The organism is Aeromonas sp. QDB54 (assembly GCF_027707385.1).
Taxonomy (GTDB): domain Bacteria; phylum Pseudomonadota; class Gammaproteobacteria; order Enterobacterales; family Aeromonadaceae; genus Aeromonas; species Aeromonas hydrophila.
Window position 1 is genome coordinate 203,601 of record NZ_JAPCIT010000008.1, and the last position, 16,648, is coordinate 220,248.

The following is a 16,648-nucleotide window of genomic DNA, read 5'->3' on the forward strand; positions in this document are numbered from 1 at the left end:
ACCGAGATAAGAAAACGGCGCCTTGATGGCGCCGTTTTTGTTGCTCAGACCTCTGCTCAGGCGTTGGCCGGCACCGCGTGGGCGGTGTTGACCGGGGCCGGGCCCTGGTACTTCTCGATCTGCAGCTGGGCCATGTGACCGCAGTTGCCCTGCGCCAGGCTGGAGGTGCCCTCGTCGAAGGTGAGGCAGTTGACGTTGCCGTTCTTGCACAGGCTCCCCGCCTCGCCCGGTTTGGCCGGATCGAACCAGGCCCCTTCGCACACCCGTACCACCCCGGGGCGGATGTCGGTCGAGAGCAGGGCCCCCACCAGGATCTGGCCGCGGTCGTTGAAGGCCCGCACCAGATCGCCATCCTGGATGCCGCGCGCCTTGGCGTCGTCCGGGTGGATCAGGATCGCCTCGCGATCGGCGACGGCGAACTTGTCCCGCAGCGGGGTGTTGTCGAGCTGGGAGTGCAGCCGCTGGGTCGGGTGGGAGGTGTTGAGCGACAGCGGATAGCGGGTCGCCTCTTTGCTCTTGATCCACTCCTTGGGCTCATACCACTTGGGATGGCCGGCGCAGTCGGCATAACCCATGCCGGCCACTGTGCTGGAGAAGATCTCGATCTTGCCGGACGGTGTCCCGAGCGGGTTGAGCAGCGGGTTCTCACGAAAATCGGCGTGACGGATCCACTGGCGGTTCGCCTCGGGCACCGGGAAGCGGATGTAGTTGTTGGACTCCCAGAACATGTTGAATGGCGGCAGTGCCACCCGGGCGCCGCGGGCCTGGGCGGCCATGCCGTCATACATCTGCTTGAGCCACAGCATCTCGTCCTTGCCTTCGGTGTACTGCTCCTGCAGACCCAGCTTGGCGGCCACGTCGCGGAAGATGTCGAAGTCGTTGCGCGCCTCGAACTGGGGCGGCACGCACTGGTGCATCGGGAAGACGTAGCGCTGGGAGTAGTCGCCGCCCATCTCCAGATCGTTGCGCTCGTAGCTGGTGGTGGCCGGCAGCACGATGTCGGCGTGCTTGGCGGTGGCGGTCCAGTAGGGCTCGTGCACGATCACGGTCTGCGGCTTGCGCCAGGCCTTGACCAGGTTGTTGGTGTCCTGATGGTGGTGGAAGGGGTTGCCGCCCGCCACGTAGACCAGCTTGATGTCCGGGTAGGTCACCTTGCGGCCGTTGAAGTCGATGGTCTTGCCGGGGTTGGCCAGACAGTCGGCGATGCGGGCCACCGGGATCGGCGCCGGTCCGTTCTTCGGCGCATTGCCGGCGGAGATGCCCGCCAGGATGCCGCCCTTGGCGGTGGGGCTGCCACCGGAAGAGTAGTGGTAGCTGAAGCCGTAACCGCCACCCGGCAGGCCGATCTGGCCCAGCATGGCGGCCAGGGTGACCAGCATCCAGTTGGGCTGCTCACCGTGCTGCTGCCGCTGCATGCCCCAGCCCGCCATGATCATAGTGCGCTTGGACGCCATGTCGAGGGCCAGCTGGCGGATCACCTTGGCATCGACGCCGCAGATGGTGCTCGCCCACTCGGCGCTCTTCGGCTGGCCGTCTTCCTTGCCGAGCAGATAGGCGAGGAACTTGTCGAAGCCGGTGGTGTAGCGATCGAGGAAGGCCTGATCGTGCTTCTGCTCGCTGTAGAGGGTGTGGGCCACCCCCAGCATCATGGCCACGTCGGTGTAGGCATTCGGTGCAATCCACTCGGCCCCGGCCAGTTTGGCGGTTTCGTTGTAGACCGGGTCGATGCTGATGATGCGGGTACCCTTCTCCTTGAGCGCCTTGAAACCGGCCTGACCCTCGTGATCCGGCATGTTCCAGCTGTTTTTCAGGGTGACCTGGGCGTTGACCCCCCACAGCACCACCAGTTCGGCGTGCTCGATGACGTTCGGCCAGGCGGTCTGCTGCTCATACACCTCGATGGAGCCCATCACGTGGGACATGATCACCTGGGCGGCGCCGGCGGAGTAGTCGCCGGCATAGCCGGTGAAGCCGCCCGCCAGGTTCATCAGGCGGTGCAACAGGGTGCGGCTGTTGTGGAACATGCCGACGCTCTTCCAGCCGTAGGAACCGGCGTGGATCGCCTGCGGGCCGAAGTCGCTCTGCACCCGGCCTATCTCGCCGGCCACCAGTTCAATGGCTTTCTCCCAGCTCACCCGCACCCACTCGTCGGCGCCACGCAGCTCGGGCTTGGCGCCCGGACCCTGTTCCAGCCAGCTCTTGCGCACCATGGGGTACTTGATGCGGTTTTTGGCGTGGACCTGGAACGGCGCCATGTCGATGAGATCGTTGGGGGCCGGATCATCGGCCACCGGCTGGACCCGTACCATGCGGCCCTCTTCGACGATGGCTTCGAAAGCTCCCCAGTGGGCGCCGGTCAGGATGCCTTTCTGGGCCGGCACCAGGGTCGGAAACTGTTCAAGCGCCGTGCTGATGGCCTGGGCCAGCGCGCTCTTCGGGAAGACGCCGGCCAGCAGCGGCAGGGCGGCGCAGGCGCCCAGCCCCTTGAGCAGGTTGCGGCGGGAGAGATTGGTTTGCTTATCGGTAAAAAAAGTCATGACGATTTCCTCTGTGCCAGCCTTAGTGCGCCGCGTTCATGTCACTGGCATGTTTCTGGACGTATTGGGTCAACATGCGTGCCTGTTCCGGGGTCAGGGAGGTGCGTGATTCCATCCCCTTGATGACGCCGATCCACTGGTTGGCGTTGAAGTGATCCAGTGCGGTGAGGCCGTGGCAGCCGGTACAGTTGTTGGACATCAGGGTGGAGGCGTACTGCCACAGCTTGCCCTGATCGCCGATGAGCTGGCTCTGATCCACCCAGGCGGTCAGGCTGACTTGATGCCAGGTGAGGTTGGTGGCGCTGTCGGTTTCGCTCTTGCCGGTGGTGAGCTGCGCCTTGGCCTTGTCGCCGAGCAGGGTGCTCAGGATGCGCTTGCCGGGAGCGGCGTAGAACACCTCGCTCACCCCATCCTGCTGCCAACCGTCGATGCGCACCTGGGCGCGACCGTTGTCGTTGGCCAGTACTTCCACCTGGGTGGAGGGCATCAGGGTGCCTTCGTCGGTCTTGGCGCTGGCATCCAGATAGAGCGGGGTGGTGGCGATGGCGTAACGGGTGGTGACGCTGGCCGGGGTCTGGGCGGCGGCTTGCGCCAGCTCGCTGGCACCGGCGGCGGCCAGGCCGCTCATGTCGGGCATGATGTGGGCGACGCCGCGGTGGCAGTCGATGCAGGTCTGGCCCTCCTTGATGGCGACCGGGTGCTCGGCACGGGCGTTGGGGCGCTGGGCCAGGATGTCCATCGCCGCGTAGCTGTGGCAGCTGCGGCAGGTGGCGGAGTCGTTGGCTTTCAGCTCGTCCCACACCGACTGCGCCATGCGCAGCTTGTGAGCCTCGTATTTCTCAGGGGTGTCGAGGGTGCCGAGCGCCTCGTGATAGATGTCCTTCACGGCGCGGATCTTGGTCCACAGATAGGAGGTAGGATCACCCGGAATGTGGCAGTCTGCGCACTCGGCGCGGATGCCCTTCACGTTCTGGAAGTGGACGCTGCCCTGATACTCGGCCAGCGGGGTCTGCATGGAGTGACAGGAGACGCAGAACTCGGTGGAGCTGGTCTTGTGCATGACGGTCACCGTGACCCCCAGCGCTGCAACGCCCAAGAGGGCTCCGAGCAGCAGTAGCCAGAACCAGGTTTTTCTCAACAATTTTCCAAGCATGACGGCGTTTTCCTACGATCAAATATTACCAATATAGTAGTATCCATGGAGAGGTAGTTGATTGACCTCTATCATGATTTATATTTTGCATTGTTATTTTAAATGCATTTATTATTTTGTAATTTATCATTTAATTGAATTTAATTTAACTTCCTGCGATTTTACCGTCTTTTTGTCCTCGTTTGAGGCATAACCAACCTGGGCCTGCCATCCACGCCCTGGCGATGCTGTGCACCCGCCCGCCACCCCCCTCAATCGCTCCTGCCTCGGCAAGGGCCTGTCGCCTCGCACCCGCGGAGGGCTTGGGCTTTGCCCGGGCCCCGTTATATACTGTTCGCATATACAGTATTCAGGTGTTTGCCATGCGACTCTTCATCGCCGAGAAGCCCAGTCTGGGACGTGCCATTGCCGACGTGCTGCCCAAGCCCCACAAGAAGGGGGACGGTTTTATCGAAACCGCGCAGGGGGATGTGGTGACCTGGTGCATCGGCCATTTGCTGGAGCAGGCCGAGCCCGATGCCTATGACGCCGCTTACAAGCAGTGGCGCATGGAGTCACTGCCTATCGTCCCGGCCCAGTGGCAGCTGGTGGCCAAGCCGAAGACCAAGACCCAGCTCACCGTCATCAAGCGGCTGATCAAACAGGCCGACTGCGTGGTCAACGCCGGTGACCCGGACCGGGAGGGGCAGCTGCTGGTGGACGAGGTGATCGATTTCCTCGGCTACGGTAAAACCAGGCCGGTGCTGCGCTGTCTCATCAGCGATCTCAACCCGCCGGCGGTGCGCCGTGCCCTCGACAAGCTCAGAGACAACAAGGAGTTCGTGCCGCTGGCGGTGTCGGCGCTGGCCCGCAGCCGGGCCGACTGGCTCTACGGCATCAACATGACCCGCGCCTATACCCTGCTTGGCCGCAAGGGGGGTTGCAGCGAGCTGCTGTCGGTCGGCCGGGTACAGACGCCGCTGCTGGGGCTGGTGGTACGGCGGGATCTCGAGATAGAAGCCTTCGTGCCCAAACCCTTCTTCGAGGTGCTGGCCCATCTACAGACCGAAGGTAACGAGCGTTTCAGCGCCAAGTGGTTGCCCTCCGAGGCCTGTCTGCCCTGGCAGGACGAGGAGGGACGAGTGCTAAACCGGGCGCTGGCCGCCAAGGTGGTGGAGCGGATCCAGGGCCAACCCGCACTGGTGGAAGAGGTGGAGGAGCAGGCCCGCAAGCAGGCGGCGCCGCTGCCCTACAACCTCTCCAGCCTGCAGATCGATGCCGCCAAGCGGTTCGGCATGGACGCCAAGCGGGTGCTGGACGTCTGTCAGGGGCTCTACGAGCGCCACAAGCTGATTACCTACCCGCGATCCGACAGCCGTCACCTGCCGAGCGATCACTTCAACCGGGCCGGCCAGGTACGGGAGGCCATCGCCAGCACGGCGCCGGCGCTGGCCAAGGCGGTGAGCGAGGCGGACGGCAAGATCCGCAGCAAGGCGTGGAACGACAGCAAGGTGGATGCTCACCACGCCATCATCCCCACCGAGAAACAGGGCAACCCGGCCACGCTGGGGGCTGACGAGGCGAAGCTTTACGGCCTGATTGCCCGTCAGTACCTGCTGCAGTTCTACCCGCCGTTCGAGTACAACGACAGCAAGGTACTGCTGCGCATCGCCGGCGGGCTGTTCCAGGCTAAGGCGCGGCGGATCCTCAAGGCGGGCTGGAAGGCGCTGCTCGGGGTGGAGGAAGATGATGAAGAGGAGGCGGGGACCCTGCCGGCCCTGCGCAAGGGCGAGCAACTGTTGTGCGAGCGGGGGGAGCTGCAGGAGAAGATGACCCAGCCGCCCAAGTCGTTCACCGATGCCACCCTGCTGGCGGCCATGACCGGCATCGCCCGCTACGTGCAGGATCCCGAGATCCGCAAGACCCTGCGCGAAACTGACGGCCTCGGCACCGAGGCGACCCGGGCGGGCATCATCGATCTGCTGTTCAAGCGCCGTTTTCTGGTGCGCCAGGGCAAGAGCATCAAGGCGACCCCGACCGGGCGGGCTCTCATTCAGGCGCTGCCTGCCACGGCGACTACCCCTGACATGACGGCGTTGTGGGAACAGCACCTCGGCCGGATAGCCGAGCGGCAGACGAGCTATCAGCAATTCATGGGGCCGTTGACCGAGCAGTTGAACGGCCTGATCGACGGCGCCAGACAGGATTCGGGAGCCAGCTTCAGCGCCCTGCCCAAGGCAGCGCCCGGGGCCGACAAGCGCCGCTTTGCCAAGCGCAAGCGCAGCACGGCAGCTGTTGGCACGAGCGGGACTGCCAAGCGGGGGAGCAAGCGGCCGGCCAAGGCTGCCTGACAAAAAAAGCGCCCCTGGCGGGGCGCAAAAAGGCATTGTCCTCAGGCGTCGGCCAGTCTGGCGCGACTCAAATTCAGGTAGTGCCAGGCAACGCCGAGCAGTACCAGATCCTTGAAGATGAAGAACTCGGTGACCGGCACTCCGTCGACCAGCTTCCAGACGCCCGGCAGGGTCAGCAGAAAGCTGAGGGTCACGAGGAAGGTCAGGATGGCCCCCAGGCTGCTCCAGTAGCCCAGACGTGGTCGCCACAGGCCGGCAATCAGACCGCCGGCGATCAGGATCTCGACCAGTCCGATCAGATTGGAGACGGCTTGCTCCGAGAGCACGGCATAGAGCCAGCTCATCAGCGGGTGGCTTGCCACCAGCGGCCGGATGGCCGCCGCCTCGGTCGGCGTGAACTTGAACACACCGATCCAGAGCAGGGTCAGTACCACCCCGGCGAGGGCGATCAGAAAACCTCGGTCATGGCGTTCCATTCATGCTCCTTTGTCAGGGGGTGAGAGTGACCGGCGGGAAGTCGATGTCGGTTGCCGCCAGATGATTGCCGTAGTTGGTCAGGGTATTGATGACCACCTGCCCCAGTACCTCCATTGCCAGCTCATCATCCACGCCCGCGGCACGGGCTGCGGCCAGCTGTTGATCGCTGATGACACCGCGCTGGGTAACCAGGGCGACCGCCAGCTGCAGCAGGGCGTGGTCGAGTGGATCCGCCGCCTGGGCCAGACGTGCAGCCCGGATGGCGTCGTCATCGAAACCGGCCCGGCCAGCCAGCAGGGTGTGGGCCGACAGGCAGTATTGGCAGGCGTTGGCCTGGCCGATGGCCAGTGCCAGCAGCTCCCGCTGGCGGGCACTGAGCCGCCCTTTGCCCAGCGCATCGGCAAAACCGAGCAGGCCGTTGAGCACCGCGGGTGAATGGGCCAGGGTGGCGTAGAGGTTGGGAACCTTGCCAAGGCTGCTTTTGAGGGCTGCGAAGGTGGGGGCGGCAGCTGGTTTGGGCTGGCTCACGGGGTGAATGCGACTCATGGTGTGCTCCTGTTTGGGTTGGGTACGGGAGACACTATGCCGGTTTTAATGGTACGGTTTATCACCCATAGTCCACTATTGGCGACTTATCGTCTCAAACATGGATCCACTCTCGATACTGCTGGCCCATGCCGCGCCCCGGGCCAATCTCTTCTTTGCCGGCAACCTGTGTCAGCACTCTCACAGCAGCGACTATCCAGCCGGCGGTCATCTGCACCTGTTGCGCCGTGGCGAACTGCTGCTGCGCGAAGAGGGGGGTGAACCCCTGTTGCTGACCGAACCGACCCTGATCCTGTTTCCTCGTGGGCGGGGACACTGGCTCGAGCCGCGTCAGCTGGCAGGTTGCGATCTGGTGTGCGCCAGCGTGTCGTTCGGACCGACCGGTGACTCACCATTGCAGCTGGCGCTGTCGGATACCCTGGTACTGCCGCTGCAGACGATCCCGGCCATGGCGCCGGTGCTGACCCTGCTGTTCGAGGAGGCCTTCGCCGACCGCTACGGTCAGCCACCGATCCTCTCCCGTCTGCTGGAGGTATTGCTGATCCTGCTGCTGCGCCATCTGGTGGAGCAGGGGCACTGCCGGCAGGGGATGCTGGCTGCGCTCTCCGACCCGCGTCTGGCGCGGGCCATCGCGGTCATGCATCAGCGCGGGGACGAGCCCTGGACGGTCGAGACGCTGGCACGGGAGGCGGGCATGTCGCGCGCCCGCTTCGCCGCCCATTTCCAGGCGTTGACCGGGCAGACGCCACTGGGCTATCTGACGCGCTGGCGCATGATGCTGGCCAGTCAGCAGCTGCTGGCAGGGGAGTCCATCACTCAGGTGGCGCTGGGGGCGGGGTATAGCGGCGGAACCGCCTTTGGGCGGGCGTTTGAACGGGAGTTCGGCATGAGCCCGGGACGCTGGCTCAAGACGCGGCAGCGCGAATGACCGGGGCCACGGCGGGCCCCGGTGTCATCAGCCGGTGTAGACGGCTTCTTCCGGATACTTGATGCGGGTCTCGCTCGGGCGGGCCAGCATGAAGGCCAGGGTCAGCGGACCGAGACGGCCGCAGATCATCACCAGCACCAGGATCAGCTTGCCCGGTTCGCTCAGACCGGCGGTGATGCCGGTGGAGAGCCCCACGGTGGCAAACGCCGAGATGGTCTCGAACATGATCTTGTCGAAGGATTGCTGCTCGGTGAGCATCAGCAGGAACATGGCCAGCATCAGCACCATGGTGCTGACGATGATGATGGCCAGCGATCGGGTCACTATCTGGGGTGACAGGGTGCGGCCGAAGGCGGTGACGTGGGGGCGCTTGGTCAGAAACGCCTTGGTCGCCAGCAGCACCACCGCGAAGGTGGTCACCTTGATACCGCCCCCGGTGGAGGTGGCGCCGGCCCCGACAAACATCAGCATCATCATGAACAGCAGGGAGGCGGGCACCATCTGGCCGATATCGATGGAGTTGAAGCCGGCGGTACGGGCGCTGGTGGACTGGAAAAAGGCCGCCAGCCACTGACCGCCGAAGGAGGCCTTGCCGAGGGTGCCCGGGTTGTTGTGCTCCAGCAGCCAGAACATCAGGGTACCCAGCAGCAGCAGGGCCGGTGTCATGATCAGCATCAGCTTGCTGTGCAGCTTCAGCTTGCGCCAGCGGCGGTTGCGCACCAGGTCGACGATGACGGTGAAGCCAATCCCCCCCAGGATGATCAGCGCGGCTATGGTCAGGCTGATGATGGGGTCATCCCGGTAGTCCATCAAGTTGTTGGCGAACAGCGAGAAGCCGGCGTTGTTGAAGGCCGAGACCGCGTGGAAGAAGCTGACATAGAGGCCGCGCTCCCAGCCGAGCTCGGGCACCCAGCGGATGGCCATCAGGCCGGTGCCGATGAGCTGGGCGATGAAGGCGAACAGCACGATCCGCTTCACCAGCTGGATGATGTTGACCGACCCCTCCTGGCCCAGTGCCTCCTTGGCCAGCACCTGCTGGCGCAGGCCGACCCGCTTGCTGAACATGGCGATCAGCAGTAGGGTCATGGTCATCTGGCCGAGGCCGCCAATCTCCATCAGCATCAGCAAAAAAATCTGCCCCTGCAGGGTGAAGGCGGTGCCGGTATCCACCACCCCGAGCCCGGTCACGCTGATGGCCGAGGTGGCGGTGAACAGGGCGTTGATGAAGCTCACTTCGCCGTTGTGGCTGGAGGGCTGCACCAGAAACAGGGTGCCGACCAGCAGGATGATCAGGAAGCTGCCGAGGATCAGCTTGGCTTCGCTCCAGCGCGACTCGTCGTCCCGGTACAGGGCGAAGGCGTAGTTGCTACGCCAGCGGGTCATAGGGTTTCCAGCCAGTGGTCGATGGCGTGTTTGTTGCCCGCCAGGATCAGGATGTCACCCAGTTGCAGCTCCATCTTGCCGGTCAGCACGTTGTGCAGCACCTGGCCGCGCTTGATGGCCAGCAGTTGCAGTTCGGTCTGTTGCAGCAGATGCAGGTCGGCGAGGGTGCGGCCATTTTGCGGCAAACCGATGACGAATTCGGTCAGCACCATGTCGTGGCCCAGCTCCAGATAGTCGAACAGCCGGTTGTCCAGCATGCTCTGGGCGACCCGGCGGCCCATGTCCCACTCCGGGTTGATCACCTTGTCGGCCCCCACCTTCTGCAGGATCTTGGCGTGGAACTTGTCGCGCGCCTTGACCCACACCTTCTTCACGCCGGCTTCCTTGAGGACGAGGGTGGTGAGGATGCTGGTCTCGAGGTTGTCACCGATGGCGACGAAGACGATGTCGAAGTCGGCCAGCCCCAGCTCGGCCACCGTGGCCTCGTCGGTGGCATCGGCGACGATGACGTGGTTGCAGAGGGTGGCAATCTGACGGGTCTTGCTCTCGTCGATGTCTATCGCCAGCACCTCGGCATCCTGCCGTTGCAGCTCTTCACACAGGGCGCTGCCAAACAGTCCCAGGCCGATGACGGCAAATTGGTTGTTCATGAGTACTTCCTCAAGCGTCGGAGCCGGATACTCTACTCCTGCGGCATGAGTCCGAAAAGGGGGGCGGATTTTTCGTCCGGCGGCAATATAAGGTAGACTGCCCGCTTGCCATTGTCGGGACACGCAGATGAAACTCACCCCTTACGCCTCCTTGTTGACGCTCAACACCCTCGCCCTCGATGCCCATTGCCGCTGGCTGGCCGAAGTGGAACGGATCGACGATCTGCCGCAACTGGTAGCCAACCCCGAGCTGGCCGGCTTGCCGCGGCTGGTGCTGGGCGGTGGCAGCAACGTGCTGTTTTGCGATGACTTCGCCGGTGTCGTAGTGCTCAACCGGCTCAAGGGGATAACGCTGCACGACGAGGGGGATCACTGGTTGCTGCACGTGGCGGCCGGCGAGAACTGGCATGATCTGGTGTGCCATACCCTGCAGCAGGGCTGGTTCGGGCTCGAGAACCTGGCGCTGATCCCGGGCACGGTCGGGGCCGCTCCGGTGCAGAATATCGGCGCCTACGGGGTCGAGCTGGCCAGCGTTTGCGCCTATGTGGAGGCGTTCAACTGGCAGAGTGGCCAGCTGGAGCGCATCGAGGCGGCCGCCTGCGGGTTCGGCTATCGCGACAGCATCTTCAAGCATGCCTGTCAGGACAGCCACTTCATCACCGCCGTCGGGCTGCGCCTCGCCAAGGCCTGGCGGCCGGTGGCAGGTTATGGCCCGCTGGCCGCGCTCGGTGAGCAGCCCACGGCGCAGGCCATCTTCGATACCGTCTGCGCCACCCGCATGGCCAAGCTGCCGGATCCGGCCGTGCTCGGCAATGCCGGCAGCTTCTTCAAGAACCCCGTGGTGACGACGGCGCAGGCCGACCGGCTCAAGCAGCAATATCCGCACATGCCCTGTTACCCGACCGCTGACGGGCAGGCCAAGCTGGCCGCGGGCTGGCTCATCGATCAGTGCGGCCTCAAGGGGTTTGCCATCGGCCGCGCTGCCGTGCATCAGGAGCAGGCCCTGGTGCTGGTCAACCTGGGTGGGGCTAGCGCCATGGAGCTGATCGCCCTGGCGGCTCACGTACGCGACAGCGTGGAGCAGAAGTTCGGCGTGCTGCTGGAACACGAGGTGCGTTTCATGGGGCGCAGCGGTGAAACCTGGCTCGACGAGGTGCTCTCATGACCCTGACCCCCATCAGACAGACCCTGATCACCCTGCTCAGCGACGGCCAGTTTCACTCCGGCGAACAGCTGGGTGAGCGGCTTGGCATCAGCCGGGCGGCGGTCAGCAAGCACATGGCCGCGCTCAAGGAGCTGGGGCTGGACTTGTTCAGCCTGACCGGCAAGGGTTATCGGCTGGCGGTGCCGATGGCGCTCTATGACGAGGCGCAGCTGCAGGCGTTGGCGCCCATGGCGCCGGTACACTGCTTTCCGGTCATCGATTCCACCAACCAGTACCTGCTGGAGCGGGTCAACCAGCTGAGCTCCGGCGAGAGCTGCCTGGCCGAGTGCCAGACCGCCGGTCGTGGCCGGCGCGGCAAGCCCTGGGTCTCCCCCTTCGGGTGCCAGCTGATCCTCAGCATGTACTGGCGGCTCGAGCAGGGCATGGCGGCCGCCATGGGGCTGAGTCTGGCGGTCGGCGTGGCCGTGGTGCAGGCGCTGGAATCCCTCGGTTATCCGGGGGTGGAGCTGAAATGGCCCAATGACCTCTATTATCAGGGTCGCAAACTGGCGGGCATTCTGGTGGAGATGAGCGGCAGTGCCGGTGCCAGCTGTCATCTGGTGATCGGGGTCGGCCTCAATCTGGCGATGCCGAGCCGGGAGGGGGAGCGGATCGATCAGGCCTGGTCCGAACTGCGCCACATCCAGCCGGAATTGGTGGATCGCAATCTGCTGGCCGGCCGGGTGCTCGACCACCTGCAGCAGGCCATGCTCACCTTCGAACAGAGTGGCCTCGCCAGCTTCGTGGCGGACTGGAACCGGCTCGACCACTTCGCCGGCCGGCCGGTGCGGCTGCTGATGGGCGAGCAGGAGATCCGCGGCGTGGCGCGCGGCATCGATGATCGCGGCGCCCTGCGGCTGGAGACCGCAGAGGGGATCAAGTTCTACCTGGGTGGCGAGATCTCCCTGCGCCGGGGCGACTGAAGGCGGTGGCGATCGTCATGAATAGAAGAGGGGGCCTGCGGGCCCCCTCTTCATTGTGATTCGTGTTGGTAGCCGCTACTTGCGCAGCTTGATCTGCTCGATGGCATGCTCGTTGCCCTTGGTCAGGATCAGGTTGGCCCGTTCCCTGGTCGGCAGGATGTTCTCTTTCAAATTCAGATAGTTGATATCTTGCCAGATGTTGTTGGCAATCTTGGTCGCTTCACTCTCCGCCAGCTTGGCGTAGTGGTGGAAGTAGGAGTCGGGATCCGAGAAGGCGCCGCTGCGGAATTTGAGGAAGCGCTCGATATACCAGGTGCGCAGCAGCTCGGCCTCGGCGTCCACATAGATGGAGAAGTCGACGAAATCGGAGACGAAGACCCGGTGAGGCTCCTGCGGATAATCCATGCCGCTCTGCAGTACATTGAGCCCTTCGAGGATCAGGATGTCCGGCTGCTCCACCACCTTCTTCTCGTCAGGGATGATGTCGTAGATAAGGTGGGAGTAGACGGGCGCTTCGACCTTTTCGTGGCCGGCGCGGATGTTGGCGACAAATTCCACCAGATGACGGATGTCATAGGATTCCGGGAAACCCTTGCGGCGCATCAGGCCGCGCTCTTCCAGCACCTTGTTGGGATAGAGAAAGCCGTCGGTGGTGACCAGTTCCACCCGCGGGTGCTCCGGCCAGCGCTCCAGCAATGCCTGCATGATGCGCGCCGTGGTGCTCTTGCCCCCCGCCACGCTGCCGGCGATGCTGATGATGTAGGTACCCTTGCCGCGGGACTGACCGAGAAACTGTTCCAGTACCCGGCTGCGGCGCTGCTTGGCCTTGACGTAGAGGTTGAGCAGGCGGGAGAGGGGCAGGTAGATCTCTTCCACCTCCTGCAATGACACCTTTTCATTGATCCCGCGCAGGGTCTGCAGATCGTGCTCGGTCAGGGTCAAAGGGACCGAGTCGCGCAATAACGCCCATTGTTCGCGGGTGAATTGCAGATAGGGGTTATGCTCTGTCGTCATGGTGTCATCACTGTTTCTTGGGCAGGGCGACCATACACCAAGGGGTGGGGAGCGACAAGAGAAGCGACGGTTTCGAGCGGAGAGTGAGTCCTTTTTTGCCTGGTTCCCGGCAATAATGCACATTTTGCAAGGCGCAATGGTTGCATCCCCAAAATGCTTACCATAAAATGCGCGACGCTTAGATGTCTGTCGTCTATTTGCTCGGCAAAAGCGATAAAACAACGGGTGCAAGCAGAATTACCGTTGTGGCATTTATGTAGCGGAGGGGTTCCCGAGCGGCCAAAGGGATCAGACTGTAAATCTGACGGCTCTGCCTTCGAAGGTTCGAATCCTTCTCCCTCCACCATATTTCTCTGCGGTTTGAGTTCTTTGGGTTAGAGAAATGCGGGCATCGTATAATGGCTATTACCTCAGCCTTCCAAGCTGATGATGCGGGTTCGATTCCCGCTGCCCGCTCCAAGATGCTGATACGGCTCAGGCGATAGCAGAGCCACACCTTAGGGTGAGTTCGGCAATCGAACCTGCCTGTCAGCACCAGCCTCTCTTCCCCACCAGATTCAAATCCATCATATAAACTGTTCTGTGGTTAGCTTGCCACCGCGTACTCAGCGTTAGTTTAGAGGGACGATCATGTCTAAAGAAAAATTTGAGCGTAATAAACCGCACGTTAACGTGGGTACCATCGGCCACGTTGACCACGGTAAAACCACCCTGACTGCCGCTATCACCAACGTGCTGGCCAAGCACTTCGGTGGTAAGGCTTTCGCCTTCGACCAGATCGACAAGGCACCGGAAGAGCGTGAGCGTGGTATCACCATCAACACCTCCCACGTAGAATACGACACCGCTACCCGTCACTACGCGCACGTAGACTGCCCGGGTCACGCCGACTACGTTAAAAACATGATCACCGGTGCTGCCCAGATGGACGGCGCGATCCTGGTAGTAGCAGCGACTGACGGCCCGATGCCGCAGACTCGTGAGCACATCCTGCTGGGTCGTCAGGTAGGCGTTCCGTACATCATCGTGTTCATGAACAAGTGTGACATGGTAGATGACGAAGAGCTGCTGGAACTGGTCGAGATGGAAGTTCGCGAACTGCTGTCCGAGTACGACTTCCCGGGTGATGACCTGCCGGTAGTCCGTGGTTCCGCACTGAAAGCGCTGGAAGGCGAAGCTCAGTGGGAAGAGAAGATCCTGGAACTGGCTGGCCACCTGGACACCTACATTCCGGAGCCGGAGCGTGCCATCGACCTGCCGTTCCTGATGCCTATCGAAGACGTATTCTCCATCGCTGGCCGTGGTACCGTAGTAACCGGTCGTGTAGAGCGCGGTATCGTCAAAGTTGGTGAAGAAGTGGAAATCGTTGGTATCAAAGATACCACCAAGACCACCTGTACCGGCGTTGAAATGTTCCGCAAACTGCTGGACGAAGGTCGTGCAGGCGAGAACATCGGTGCACTGCTGCGTGGCGTGAAGCGTGAAGACGTAGAGCGTGGTCAGGTACTGGCCAAGCCGGGCACCATCAAGCCGCACACCAAGTTCGAATCTGAAGTGTACGTGCTGTCCAAAGAAGAAGGTGGTCGTCATACCCCGTTCTTCAAAGGTTACCGTCCGCAGTTCTACTTCCGTACTACCGACGTGACCGGTACCATCGAGCTGCCGGAAGGCGTAGAGATGGTAATGCCGGGCGACAACATCAAGATGGTTGTTACCCTGATTGCGCCGATCGCGATGGACGACGGCCTGCGTTTCGCCATCCGTGAAGGTGGCCGTACCGTAGGTGCTGGTGTTGTAGCTAAAGTTATCGCTTAATCTTTGGCTTACATAAATAAAGCAAAGCCCCTATAATAGGGGCTTTCTTATGCAGGGGCGTAGTTCGAATTGGTAGAACAGCGGTCTCCAAAACCGATGGTTGCGGGTTCGAGTCCTGCCGCCCCTGCCATATACCTCGTCTCGTACGGGGCTTTTGTGTCTTTGGTTACGTCAGATACAGGTGGGTTGTATGAGTGTTAGTTCTGAGAGCCAGGGCGGAAGCAAGGATACCCTGCTTTGGGGCCTGGTTTTCATTATCCTGGCGGCCGCTGTAGTGGGTAATTACCTGCTCAACGATGTCGTCGCTGCCGTCCGCGCCCTGGGTGTGGTCGTTGTCATTGCTGCTGCCGGTGCAGTAGCCCTGCAAACCACCAAGGGAAAGGCGACACTGGCATTTGCCCGTGAGTCTCGCCTGGAAGTCCGCAAGGTCGTATGGCCGACCCGCCAGGAAGCCATTCAGACAACCCTGATTGTGCTGGCGGTGACTGCCGTGATGGGGCTGTTGCTGTTCATTCTGGACGGTGCCTTGGTCTGGTTGGTCAACCTGATTACCGGTGTGTAAGGATAAGCCATGACTGAACAACGTGAACAACGTATGAGATGGTATGTGGTGCAGGCGTTTTCTGGCTATGAAGGCCGTGTTGCCAAATCCCTGCGTGAACATATCAAGATGCATGGCATGGAAGACATGTTCGGTGAAGTGCTGGTCCCGACCGAAGAAGTGGTCGAGATGCGCGCTGGCCAGAAGCGCAAGAGTGAGCGCAAGTTTTTCCCGGGCTACGTCCTGGTTCAGATGATCATGGATGAGACCACATGGCACCTGGTACGCAACGTACCGCGCGTCATGGGCTTCATTGGTGGCACCTCTGATCGTCCTGCTCCTATCTCTGATAAAGAAGCGGATGCCATCCTCAATCGTCTGCAAGATGCCCACGACAAGCCGCGTCCGAAAACCCTGTTTGAACCGGGTGAAATGGTGCGGGTTGCCGATGGCCCGTTCGCCGACTTCAACGGTACCGTTGAAGAGGTTGACTACGAAAAGAGCCGCGTGAAGGTCTCCGTTTTGATCTTCGGTCGTTCTACACCGGTAGAGCTGGATTTTGGTCAGGTCGAAAAGGGCTGATTAAACTCTGTTCGTTAACGGTTGTCAGGGGCAGCGAATGTCATTATAATTCGCTGCCCCTTTATTAGTTGGGGAGCCGTTTGCAGGAGCATGTCTCCGAGGCGTTAGAACCCATTTCTGAGGTATTTTTGTAATGGCTAAGAAAGTCACAGCTTATATCAAGCTGCAAGTTAAGGCTGGCAGTGCTAACCCCAGCCCTCCCGTTGGTCCTGCTCTGGGTCAGCACGGTGTGAACATCATGGAATTCTGTAAGGCATTCAACGCCCGTACAGAAAAGCTGGAAAAAGGCTCACCGACTCCGGTCGTGATCACCGTTTACAGCGACCGTTCCTTCACCTTCGAAACCAAGACTCCGCCCGCTTCCTTCCTGCTGAAGAAAGCTGCTGGTATCCAGTCTGGTTCTGCCAAGCCGAACAAAGACAAGGTTGGTAAGGTGACTGTGGCTCAGCTGCAAGAAATCGCCAAGACCAAAGAGCCGGATATGACCGGTGCCGATCTGGATGCAAAAGTACGTTGCATCGCCGGCTCCGCTCGTTCCATGGGCCTGGTAGTGGAGGATTAAGAC

15 protein-coding genes and 3 tRNA genes are annotated in these 16,648 nt (G+C 62.0%); 11 read left to right on the forward strand and 7 right to left on the reverse strand.

Features of this window, described 5'->3' with window-relative positions; all coding sequences use genetic code 11:
- Nucleotides 1-56 precede the first annotated feature (56 nt).
- Nucleotides 57-2,537, reverse strand: a complete 2,481-nt coding sequence (torA, locus tag PG881_RS10540) for a trimethylamine-N-oxide reductase TorA (protein WP_270799838.1) — start codon at nt 2,535-2,537, stop codon at nt 57-59.
- Between the two features lie 22 nt (nt 2,538-2,559).
- On the reverse strand, nt 2,560-3,690 hold the full coding sequence (locus PG881_RS10545; RefSeq protein ID WP_270799839.1) for a NapC/NirT family cytochrome c: 1,131 nt from the start codon (nt 3,688-3,690) through the stop codon (nt 2,560-2,562).
- Between the two features lie 362 nt (nt 3,691-4,052).
- Between PG881_RS10545 and PG881_RS10550 the strand changes: the two genes are divergently transcribed.
- Nucleotides 4,053-6,020 (forward strand): DNA topoisomerase III, encoded by a 1,968-nt coding sequence (locus PG881_RS10550; protein WP_270799840.1) that lies wholly within the window; start codon nt 4,053-4,055, stop codon nt 6,018-6,020.
- A 41-nt stretch (nt 6,021-6,061) separates the two neighbouring features.
- On the opposite strand, the gene PG881_RS10555 is transcribed toward PG881_RS10550, so the two are convergent.
- On the reverse strand, nt 6,062-6,496 hold the full coding sequence (locus tag PG881_RS10555) for a DUF417 family protein (protein ID WP_017409799.1): 435 nt from the start codon (nt 6,494-6,496) through the stop codon (nt 6,062-6,064).
- Between the two features lie 13 nt (nt 6,497-6,509).
- Nucleotides 6,510-7,043 (reverse strand): carboxymuconolactone decarboxylase family protein, encoded by a 534-nt coding sequence (locus tag PG881_RS10560; RefSeq protein ID WP_049045960.1) that lies wholly within the window; start codon nt 7,041-7,043, stop codon nt 6,510-6,512.
- Nucleotides 7,044-7,143: 100 nt separating this feature from the next.
- On the opposite strand from PG881_RS10560, the gene PG881_RS10565 reads away from it, so the two are divergent.
- Nucleotides 7,144-7,971 (forward strand): AraC family transcriptional regulator, encoded by an 828-nt coding sequence (locus PG881_RS10565; RefSeq protein WP_270799841.1) that lies wholly within the window; start codon nt 7,144-7,146, stop codon nt 7,969-7,971.
- A 27-nt stretch (nt 7,972-7,998) separates the two neighbouring features.
- On the opposite strand, the gene PG881_RS10570 is transcribed toward PG881_RS10565, so the two are convergent.
- Together PG881_RS10570 and PG881_RS10575 are read right to left on the reverse strand one after the other, a co-directional pair.
- The gene (locus tag PG881_RS10570; protein ID WP_270799842.1) at nt 7,999-9,354 is read right to left on the reverse strand and encodes a TrkH family potassium uptake protein; all 1,356 of its coding nucleotides are present in this window, start codon (nt 9,352-9,354) and stop codon (nt 7,999-8,001) included.
- Nucleotides 9,351-10,004, reverse strand: coding sequence for a potassium channel family protein (locus PG881_RS10575; protein WP_011707709.1), 654 nt, complete (start codon nt 10,002-10,004; stop codon nt 9,351-9,353). Before PG881_RS10575 ends, PG881_RS10570 begins: the two co-directional genes overlap by 4 nt.
- A 127-nt stretch (nt 10,005-10,131) precedes the next feature.
- On the opposite strand from PG881_RS10575, the gene murB reads away from it, so the two are divergent.
- Entirely contained in the window at nt 10,132-11,169 is a 1,038-nt protein-coding gene (gene murB, locus PG881_RS10580; RefSeq protein WP_270799843.1) for a UDP-N-acetylmuramate dehydrogenase, read from the forward strand.
- The gene (birA, locus tag PG881_RS10585; protein ID WP_270799844.1) at nt 11,166-12,131 is read left to right on the forward strand and encodes a bifunctional biotin--[acetyl-CoA-carboxylase] ligase/biotin operon repressor BirA; all 966 of its coding nucleotides are present in this window, start codon (nt 11,166-11,168) and stop codon (nt 12,129-12,131) included. Before murB ends, birA begins: the two co-directional genes overlap by 4 nt.
- 75 nt (nt 12,132-12,206) lie before the next feature.
- Here birA and coaA read toward each other — a convergent pair whose 3' ends face one another.
- Nucleotides 12,207-13,145 carry a type I pantothenate kinase gene (gene coaA / locus PG881_RS10590; RefSeq protein WP_011707706.1) on the reverse strand — a complete coding sequence of 313 codons (939 nt, stop codon included), beginning with the start codon at nt 13,143-13,145 and terminating at the stop codon, nt 12,207-12,209.
- Nucleotides 13,146-13,406: 261 nt separating this feature from the next.
- Between coaA and PG881_RS10595 the strand changes: the two genes are divergently transcribed.
- The 7 genes from PG881_RS10595 (at nt 13,407) to rplK (ending at nt 16,645) form a co-directional block, all read left to right on the forward strand.
- Nucleotides 13,407-13,491: transfer RNA gene (locus PG881_RS10595), tRNA-Tyr, on the forward strand.
- 38 nt (nt 13,492-13,529) lie between these two features.
- Nucleotides 13,530-13,604, forward strand: a tRNA-Gly gene (locus PG881_RS10600).
- 171 nt (nt 13,605-13,775) lie between these two features.
- Nucleotides 13,776-14,960: an elongation factor Tu gene (tuf, locus tag PG881_RS10605; RefSeq protein ID WP_011707694.1), complete on the forward strand. Its 1,185-nt coding sequence runs from the start codon at nt 13,776-13,778 to the stop codon at nt 14,958-14,960.
- Between the two features lie 53 nt (nt 14,961-15,013).
- Nucleotides 15,014-15,090 (forward strand) — tRNA-Trp (locus PG881_RS10610).
- Nucleotides 15,091-15,150: 60 nt separating this feature from the next.
- On the forward strand, nt 15,151-15,522 hold the full coding sequence (gene secE, locus PG881_RS10615) for a preprotein translocase subunit SecE (protein ID WP_011707705.1): 372 nt from the start codon (nt 15,151-15,153) through the stop codon (nt 15,520-15,522).
- A gap of 9 nt (nt 15,523-15,531) precedes the next feature.
- Complete coding sequence (gene nusG, locus PG881_RS10620; protein ID WP_005306318.1) at nt 15,532-16,083, forward strand: transcription termination/antitermination protein NusG; 552 nt, start codon at nt 15,532-15,534, stop codon at nt 16,081-16,083.
- Nucleotides 16,084-16,216: 133 nt separating this feature from the next.
- Entirely contained in the window at nt 16,217-16,645 is a 429-nt protein-coding gene (rplK, locus tag PG881_RS10625; RefSeq protein WP_016352267.1) for a 50S ribosomal protein L11, read from the forward strand.
- The last annotated feature ends 3 nt before the right edge of the window (nt 16,646-16,648 follow it).

What these genes read in the sequence shown, in the direction of transcription:
- torA (WP_270799838.1), bottom strand. Translation starts at nt 2,537, where the DNA reads ATGACTTTTTTTACCGATAAGCAAACCAATCTCTCCCGCCGCAACCTG.
- PG881_RS10545 (WP_270799839.1), bottom strand. Translation starts at nt 3,690, where the DNA reads ATGCTTGGAAAATTGTTGAGAAAAACCTGGTTCTGGCTACTGCTGCTC.
- PG881_RS10550 (WP_270799840.1), top strand. Translation starts at nt 4,053, where the DNA reads ATGCGACTCTTCATCGCCGAGAAGCCCAGTCTGGGACGTGCCATTGCC.
- PG881_RS10555 (WP_017409799.1), bottom strand. Translation starts at nt 6,496, where the DNA reads ATGGAACGCCATGACCGAGGTTTTCTGATCGCCCTCGCCGGGGTGGTA.
- PG881_RS10560 (WP_049045960.1), bottom strand. Translation starts at nt 7,043, where the DNA reads ATGAGTCGCATTCACCCCGTGAGCCAGCCCAAACCAGCTGCCGCCCCC.
- PG881_RS10565 (WP_270799841.1), top strand. Translation starts at nt 7,144, where the DNA reads ATGGATCCACTCTCGATACTGCTGGCCCATGCCGCGCCCCGGGCCAAT.
- PG881_RS10570 (WP_270799842.1), bottom strand. Translation starts at nt 9,354, where the DNA reads ATGACCCGCTGGCGTAGCAACTACGCCTTCGCCCTGTACCGGGACGAC.
- PG881_RS10575 (WP_011707709.1), bottom strand. Translation starts at nt 10,004, where the DNA reads ATGAACAACCAATTTGCCGTCATCGGCCTGGGACTGTTTGGCAGCGCC.
- murB (WP_270799843.1), top strand. Translation starts at nt 10,132, where the DNA reads ATGAAACTCACCCCTTACGCCTCCTTGTTGACGCTCAACACCCTCGCC.
- birA (WP_270799844.1), top strand. Translation starts at nt 11,166, where the DNA reads ATGACCCTGACCCCCATCAGACAGACCCTGATCACCCTGCTCAGCGAC.
- coaA (WP_011707706.1), bottom strand. Translation starts at nt 13,145, where the DNA reads ATGACGACAGAGCATAACCCCTATCTGCAATTCACCCGCGAACAATGG.
- tuf (WP_011707694.1), top strand. Translation starts at nt 13,776, where the DNA reads ATGTCTAAAGAAAAATTTGAGCGTAATAAACCGCACGTTAACGTGGGT.
- secE (WP_011707705.1), top strand. Translation starts at nt 15,151, where the DNA reads ATGAGTGTTAGTTCTGAGAGCCAGGGCGGAAGCAAGGATACCCTGCTT.
- nusG (WP_005306318.1), top strand. Translation starts at nt 15,532, where the DNA reads ATGACTGAACAACGTGAACAACGTATGAGATGGTATGTGGTGCAGGCG.
- rplK (WP_016352267.1), top strand. Translation starts at nt 16,217, where the DNA reads ATGGCTAAGAAAGTCACAGCTTATATCAAGCTGCAAGTTAAGGCTGGC.